5 protein-coding genes and 1 pseudogene are annotated in these 6,323 nt (G+C 66.5%); 1 reads left to right on the top strand and 5 read right to left on the bottom strand.

Annotated elements, in window-relative coordinates; genetic code table 11:
* Nucleotides 1-1,236: type VI secretion system tip protein TssI/VgrG (tssI, locus tag QR78_RS13835; protein WP_048428114.1), on the bottom strand; the 1,236-nt coding region annotated here is incomplete at its 3' end.
* A 315-nt stretch (nt 1,237-1,551) separates the two neighbouring features.
* Here tssI and QR78_RS32775 point away from each other — a divergent pair.
* Nucleotides 1,552-1,778 (top strand): annotated as a pseudogene (locus QR78_RS32775) (transposase); the annotation flags it as partial.
* On the opposite strand, the gene QR78_RS13830 reads toward QR78_RS32775, so the two are convergent.
* The 4 genes from QR78_RS13830 to QR78_RS13815 form a co-directional block, all read right to left on the bottom strand.
* Nucleotides 1,771-2,412 carry an acyl-homoserine-lactone synthase gene (locus tag QR78_RS13830; protein WP_053220912.1) on the bottom strand — a complete coding sequence of 214 codons (642 nt, stop codon included), beginning with the start codon at nt 2,410-2,412 and terminating at the stop codon, nt 1,771-1,773. The pseudogene QR78_RS32775 and the gene QR78_RS13830 overlap by 8 nt on opposite strands.
* Nucleotides 2,413-2,564: 152 nt before the next feature.
* The gene (locus QR78_RS13825; RefSeq protein WP_158004042.1) at nt 2,565-3,284 is read right to left on the bottom strand and encodes a helix-turn-helix transcriptional regulator; all 720 of its coding nucleotides are present in this window, start codon (nt 3,282-3,284) and stop codon (nt 2,565-2,567) included.
* Nucleotides 3,285-3,410: 126 nt separating this feature from the next.
* Nucleotides 3,411-4,754 (bottom strand): efflux RND transporter periplasmic adaptor subunit, encoded by a 1,344-nt coding sequence (locus tag QR78_RS13820; protein WP_048428112.1) that lies wholly within the window; start codon nt 4,752-4,754, stop codon nt 3,411-3,413.
* A gap of 5 nt (nt 4,755-4,759) precedes the next feature.
* The gene (locus QR78_RS13815; RefSeq protein WP_048428111.1) at nt 4,760-6,301 is read right to left on the bottom strand and encodes a TolC family protein; all 1,542 of its coding nucleotides are present in this window, start codon (nt 6,299-6,301) and stop codon (nt 4,760-4,762) included.
* Between the last annotated feature and the right edge of the window lie 22 nt (nt 6,302-6,323).

The following is a 6,323-nucleotide window of genomic DNA, read 5'->3' as shown; positions in this document are numbered from 1 at the left end:
CCAGCCGGTATCCGTCCCGTCGCCTCGCGCCCTACGGTCCCAAGGCAGGGCCAGCTTCACCCGCCCGAACGCGTCGGTGTGGATCTCCTCTCCCGGTGGGCCGGCGATCCTGGCGATCTGCAACCCGTCGATGCGCGGGCGCGGCACTGTCCGATGCGGCGTCGCCGGCCGGTCCGCCGGCAGGGTGGTGAAGGCGTTCTCGTAGTGCGGCGTGCCCGCCCCCGACTCGTAGGTCGGGTCCTCGGCCCGGTGCAGGATCTGCGTGATCACCTGCGCCGGGTAGACGTGGCCCGGATGCGCCACCTCGTAGGGGGTGAAGCGCCCGCCCGCCGCGAGCGTCCTCACGCTGGAGCGGCCCTCGACCCGGTCGAAGCCGGTCTCGGTCGCCTGGATCCGTAGCCGCGTGGCGCGCTCGCCGGCCTCGCGGGTCAGCGCCCTTGCCGGATACTCGTAGAGTTCGTAAGCCGTATTCTCGGGAACACGGTCGATCGACGGCGTATCGGAAGTAAGATCGAGATTTGGCGTCAAGAATTCGTAATCGTTTCCGGCTCGTCGTCCCGGTGTGAACGAGAGTTGCCGGCGCCAGTCGTGGATATGCTCGGCATCCGACGAGCCGAAGGCGAGACGGACCCGGGTCTCGGTTCCGCCGTCATAGGCCGAGGGATGATCGCCGACGACGAGCGTGTGCTTGCCGCGCTCATGGCGGAACCAGTAGAACAGCCCTTCTTCTTCGAGCCTGCGGATGAGGTAGGCGAGATCGGTCTCGTTCCACTGCACGACGTAGTCGCGCTTCGGCGGCGTCCGGGTGACGCCGGCGAGAGTGTAGTCGCGGATGCGGTGCTCGGCGCAGAGCGTCTCCAGCACCTCCAGCGTCGATTGGGTCAGGAAGATGCGGCAGTCGCTGCGCTGGCTCATCAGCCACAGCCGTGGCCGCAGGGTGAGGGCGTACTGACGCGCGCCTCTGGTGACGATCGGCCCCTCGTGCAGCTCGGTGACGAGCCCGTTCCAGACCCGCTGCGAGCCGTCGGCCAGCGTGAGGGCGAGGTCGGCGGCGGTACCGACGATCTCGTCGGGGCGGACCTCCTCGCGTTGCGCCCGGACGCGGGCCTGGAGGGTGAAGAGGCGGTTGAGGCCCTCCTCGACCTCGAGGCGCTCGAGCAGCAGCACGTCCTCCCCGAGCACGGTGTCGATCGCCATCAGGCGCCCGGCCTGGGTGTAGCGCACGTGCTCGTTCATGGCTTGCCCTGCCCTAGAAGTCCATGATGGACGCCATAGACTAGGGTGCGAGATCCGGACGATCAACCCGGATGATCGTGGACGATGCGTCGGGCATGACGCTGAAGGACCAGGATGTCGGATCGTATAGCCGGCGCAGGCCAAGCACGAACACAGCGCCCGTCCGGCGGATCGCCCCCGTCAGGCATCGTCGGCCCGGGATGCCGGCGTCGAAGCGCGTGATGTAGAAGCGGCGGGCCCGGTTGCACCTATCCGGCAGCTGAGGGTGACGAACCGCCAATTTGCTTGCCAGTCTTCGTCCCGCTCCGATGTGCCGGGTTCCGTAAGGCGATCCGGACCGCTGAAGCACGGCCCGCCATCCCGACCAAGAGCAATGAGGCTCCGGTCGTCTGTCCTGACTGGATCTACAACAACCACAACATCGTCGAGCGGCTGTGGGCGCATCTGAAAAGTGGCGCGCTATCGCAACTCGCTACGAAAAGACCGCCCTCAGCTTCATGAGCGTCCTTTGTCTCGCCTCAACCTTGCTATGGCTCAAGTGACAACAGACAATAGAGGGGAGCGCACCTCACCTGGATCGAAGTTGTAGTCGTGTAAGGCCACGCGACGCGTCATAACCTCCAGGGCCTCGGCCGAGACGTCCCAGATCCCGACAAGGAGCTTGCCGATCTCCGGCCGGGATCGGGCCAGGGGGACGGGCGACCAGCCGATCCGGTTGTAGATACGCGTCATAGCCTCGTCGTAGATCCCGACCACTTGCTCGACGCCCGAGGACAGGCAGAGCCGGCACAGGCCGATCAGCAGCTCGGTCGATACAAGCTTCCCGTGGCACGCATCCGGGCCGGTGCAGGGATGGACGCAGAACCGCGTGCATTCCCACACGGTCGGGCTCTCGACGTCGACCGGCTCGTCGAAGAAGCCCGCGAACTCGGTGCGCAGCATCGTCTCGCCGGTGGTAGGCAGGACCCGCAGTGAGCCTGTCAGGCGATGCTCGGCGTCGGCCGTCACGACATAGACCGGATCCTCGTGCCAGTCGTAGCGATCCGTTTCCCAGCCGTCTCTCACGGTCGCCGCCCAGCCCAGCCGCTCCTGGAAGATGACTGCCCGAGCCCGAAACATCGCATCGAATTCGCCGGGGCAAGCGTCGCGGTCGGCATTTGTGAGAATACTGATCATTGCTTCCCCGGATCAATTGCAGTACCCAAATTATTGGGCCCATGATCAGAGTTCACAATCTGTTATTATATCAGATTGACAGATTTTGCATTCGTTTGGGCGATCGCGGGCCTCACGCGTTCGGCCCCCGTTGCGGATCGTGAATACACCGCTCACAGCAACTCGACACGCGTCGCCTTGACGACAGCCTCCGCCACGCTGGCACACTTGAGCTTGCTTCGCGCGCTTCGCAGGTAGAGGTTCACGGCGCTGATCGAGAGACCGAGCTCGGACGCGACCTGCTTGACGTTCCGTCCTGTCGCGATCCGCTCGAGACATTGCACCTCCCGCACCGAGAGGACCGCCTGCTTCGACCGATAGCCGGCGAGTTCTACGGCACGGTTGTGCAAGAAGTGGGCGAGGATCTGGAAATCGCGCATGCACAGCAGGCGCTTCGCCTTCCACTCCTGCCCGGAGAGGTTCGAGGTGACCGTGAATAGGGCACGCTCGCCCGCAGGCCCGCGGACCGGCAGGGTCATGCCCTCGCGGCCGACATGGTGGGCGTCGGCCTCGCGGAAGAATTGTTGCGCCTCCGGTGAGGAGCGGTCAACCTCGGACCAGTCCAGGGGCAGGAAACCCTTTACTCCCGCTCGAATGACGGGATCGACCCAGAAGTAGTCCCTTGCAGTGTAGCGCTGCACCCAGGCATCCTCGTAGGTCACGATCAGGATGGCATTTCGAGCGTCGTGGGCCGGGATCGAGACCGCATGATAAGCAATGTTCGCAACATCAAAATCTGACCTGATTGCGCGCAAGATAGTGTTCAGTTCAAGTGTTGAGCGTGCCAAGAGAATTTGGTCAATGGCACCCTCAAGTCTCTCGTCCGTCTCCACGATCGCCTCCCGGGCGCAACCCATTCAAATCTGAAATTCAACCAGAACTATGTACCATAATGAATTTCTGTTGTATGATATAACAAAAAATAAAATCATATACTTAGAAAAACAATCTATGAATGGCTATGGACGGACTACAACGTCCCCAAATTTAAGACCTGAAAGTATCTCGATGCCCTGAGGGTGCGTAGAACCGAGTGTGACGCTGCGGATGCGGGGTTCGCCGCCTTGCGGATCGCGCACCTGAACGGTGGGGTTCGTCATCGGGTCCCGGACGGCATCGATCGGCACGATGACTGCCTGCGGGTTGCTCGCGATCTCGATCTGCATCCGGGCTGACATGCCGATGCGGATCCGGCCCCGATCAGAGCCGGCGTTGCCCGGGATCGCGGCCCGCACCTCGAAGGACGGCGTACGGCCAGAGGACTGCCCGGCCTCGGCCTCGGCACTGATGCCGATGATGCGGCCAGGGATTGAGCTACCGGGGAAGGCGTCGCCGCCAATCAGGACCGTCTGACCGAGCCGGAGGCGGTTGACGTCGACCTCATCGACTCGGCCGGTCACGACGAGGGTCGCCGTATCGGCGATCGAGAACAGTGCCTGGCCACGGGTCACGCGGGTGCCGGCCTCGATCGTCGGGGGGGTCTGTGGGCCCTGGTTGCCGGCCGGCGGCCGGGTGACGATTCCCTCGACGGGCGCGCGCACCGTGCTGCCGTCGGCCTGCGCCTGCAGATCGGCGAGGCGGGACTTCGCGTTCTGCAAGTCCAAGTCGGCGAGACGGCGGTTGTCAGGACTGGCGCGTTCCAGCGTCGTCTGGAGATCCAGCCGGCTGCCGGTCGCGCCGTTGCGCTGGGTGTCGCGCTGTTGGACGAGGCCGTCATACTCGTTGCGGGAGACGATGCCGCGGTCGAGCAACCTCTTCGTCTCCGTGACTTGGCGCTCGATCACCGCGAGGCTGGCCTCGGCGGTCTCCTGGGCCCGCCGCGCGCGGATCACGTCCGGACTCGTGCTCCACCGGTCGAGGAGATCGACTGCCATGGAGGCTTTCAGGAAAGTGGCTTGAGCCTCGCGCAGGCGGCTCTCGACCTCGCCAGCATCCATCACCACGAGAACCTCGCCGGCGCGGACGAGGGCGCCGAGCTGGGCACGCCGCTCCCGCAGCACGCCGTCGAAGGGGGCGAGCGCCGCGACGGTCTTGCCAGGCCCGACCGTACCGATCAGCGTGATCATCGAGGCCACGGCGGCCGGCGCGACAGTGACGGCCCGCTCTTGCGCCGGCACGCCGGCCGCGGGGGTGCGCTCCGGGGGCGGTGCGGTCCGCAGCCAGGCGACGGCGGCCAGCCCGAAGACCGCGCCGGCACCGGCGACGATCGCCACGCGGCGGCTAGGCCGGGAGGTCACGGCGTGCGCGGGGATGCCGGCCGGCGGCTCGGCGACCGGAGCCGCCTCGGATGCCGGGTCCGTCATGCCGGTCAGTCTCGCAGAGCGATGTGCCATGTGTCGAGCGTCGTCCCCAGTTGCACGTCGAGGAGCGTCAGGGCGTTGAGGTATCCGATCGCGGCGCCGAGCTGCTGGTTCTCGGCGGAGCGCAGGTCGTTCTCCAGGGCGCGGACCTGATAGTTGGCCGAGCGCCCGACCTTGAGCTTCTCCTTCTCGATCTCGACTGCGCGCGCGGCCAACTCGCGGGCCCGGCGTGCCACCTCGAGCTGGCGCCAGCGGATGTCGATGTCGGTGGCCGAGTTGCGGATCTGGACCTCGACACCCTGGCGGATCGTCTCGAGCTGCACCTCGGCGTTCTGCAGGCCGGTCGTGGCCTGGATGTAGGGCTGCTCGCGGCGCAGGTCGTTGAGCGGCGCGTTGAAAACGAGCCCGACCGTGACGTCGGTGATTCCGGCCGACGTGGCGAGCGGGCCGGTGATGCTGGTGCGTCCCAGTGAGCCCGTACCGAAAACCGACAGGTCCCATAGGCGCTCGTTCTGGGCGACGACGATCCCGAGCTTGCTCTGCTCGACGGCGTTGAGTTGGCCAAGGTAGTCCGGCCGCTGTGCCAGCGCGATGCGCATCAGGTCGGGCAGGTTCGTCGTCACCCGGGCTGGCGTGATGCTCTCGCGGGCGACGGCCGGCGTGGCGAGATCGAGGGCGAGCAGGTTCAGGAGCTGGATCCGACTGTTGTCGAGTGAGCGGGAGGCTTCGAGAACGCGGATGCGCTGGTTCTCCAGGTCTGCTTCGGTCTGCACGATATCGACCTCGGCCATGCGGCCGGCCGCGATCAGGGCACGGTTGATGTCGATGAGGGTCTCGGCTCGGCCGACGGAGGCTTGCGCGATCCGGAGCTCCTCCTGGGCCCGCAGCAACTCGCGATAGGCGAAGATGACCTGCCCGATCGTCTCGGACACGGTAGCCTTGAGACGGAGCTGGTTGATCCGCTCGCCGAGCCGGGCCGAGCGCATCGGGGCCAGGGTGACGTCGCTGCCGGCGCCGCGCAGGAGGGGCTGGGAGACAGACAGAAGGCCGGCGGAGCGCCGGGACCGGACACCGAGGGTGTCGCTGGCCTGATCGGCCCAGGAGAAGCTCACGATGGCGCCGGTCGGCAGGAGCGTCGTGACGCCCGGCGTCACCGTGTAGCTGCTGGTGTCGATGCCGGCGATCCGCTGCCGGATGGCGCCGCCGGAGACGCCGAACTGCGGGGTGAAGCGATCCTCGACGACGCGCAGGTCGAACTTCTGCGCGATGCGGTCGATGGAGGCACTGCGGATCGTGCGGTTGTTGCGCAGGGCCAGCGCCACGGTGTCGGCCACGCTGAAGGGGATCTCGCGATCACGGACCGCCTCCCCGGCCTTGGCGGACTTGGCGGACTTGGCGGGCGCGGAGTGCTGGCTGGATGGAACCGGCACGGGCTTCACCACCCGCTTCGGCTTGGCGGCCTGCAGGGCAGGCTCGGCGTTGGCACCGGTCGCGGCGACCGCGAGGGCGGTGGCGAGGAACAGGCGCGGGATCCGGGGGGGACCGTGCATCCGTGTTACTCCGCCCTCAGGG

Origin of the sequence: Methylobacterium indicum (assembly GCF_001043895.1) — a bacterium.
Taxonomy (GTDB): domain Bacteria; phylum Pseudomonadota; class Alphaproteobacteria; order Rhizobiales; family Beijerinckiaceae; genus Methylobacterium; species Methylobacterium indicum.
The sequence above is the reverse complement of the archived record's forward strand: the minus strand, read 5'-3'. Positions and strand labels throughout refer to the sequence as shown.

Coding starts and splice junctions, on each gene's coding strand:
- QR78_RS13830 (WP_053220912.1), bottom strand. CDS start 2,412: ATGATCAGTATTCTCACAAATGCCGACCGCGACGCTTGCCCCGGCGAA.
- QR78_RS13820 (WP_048428112.1), bottom strand. CDS start 4,754: ATGACGGACCCGGCATCCGAGGCGGCTCCGGTCGCCGAGCCGCCGGCC.
- QR78_RS13815 (WP_048428111.1), bottom strand. CDS start 6,301: ATGCACGGTCCCCCCCGGATCCCGCGCCTGTTCCTCGCCACCGCCCTC.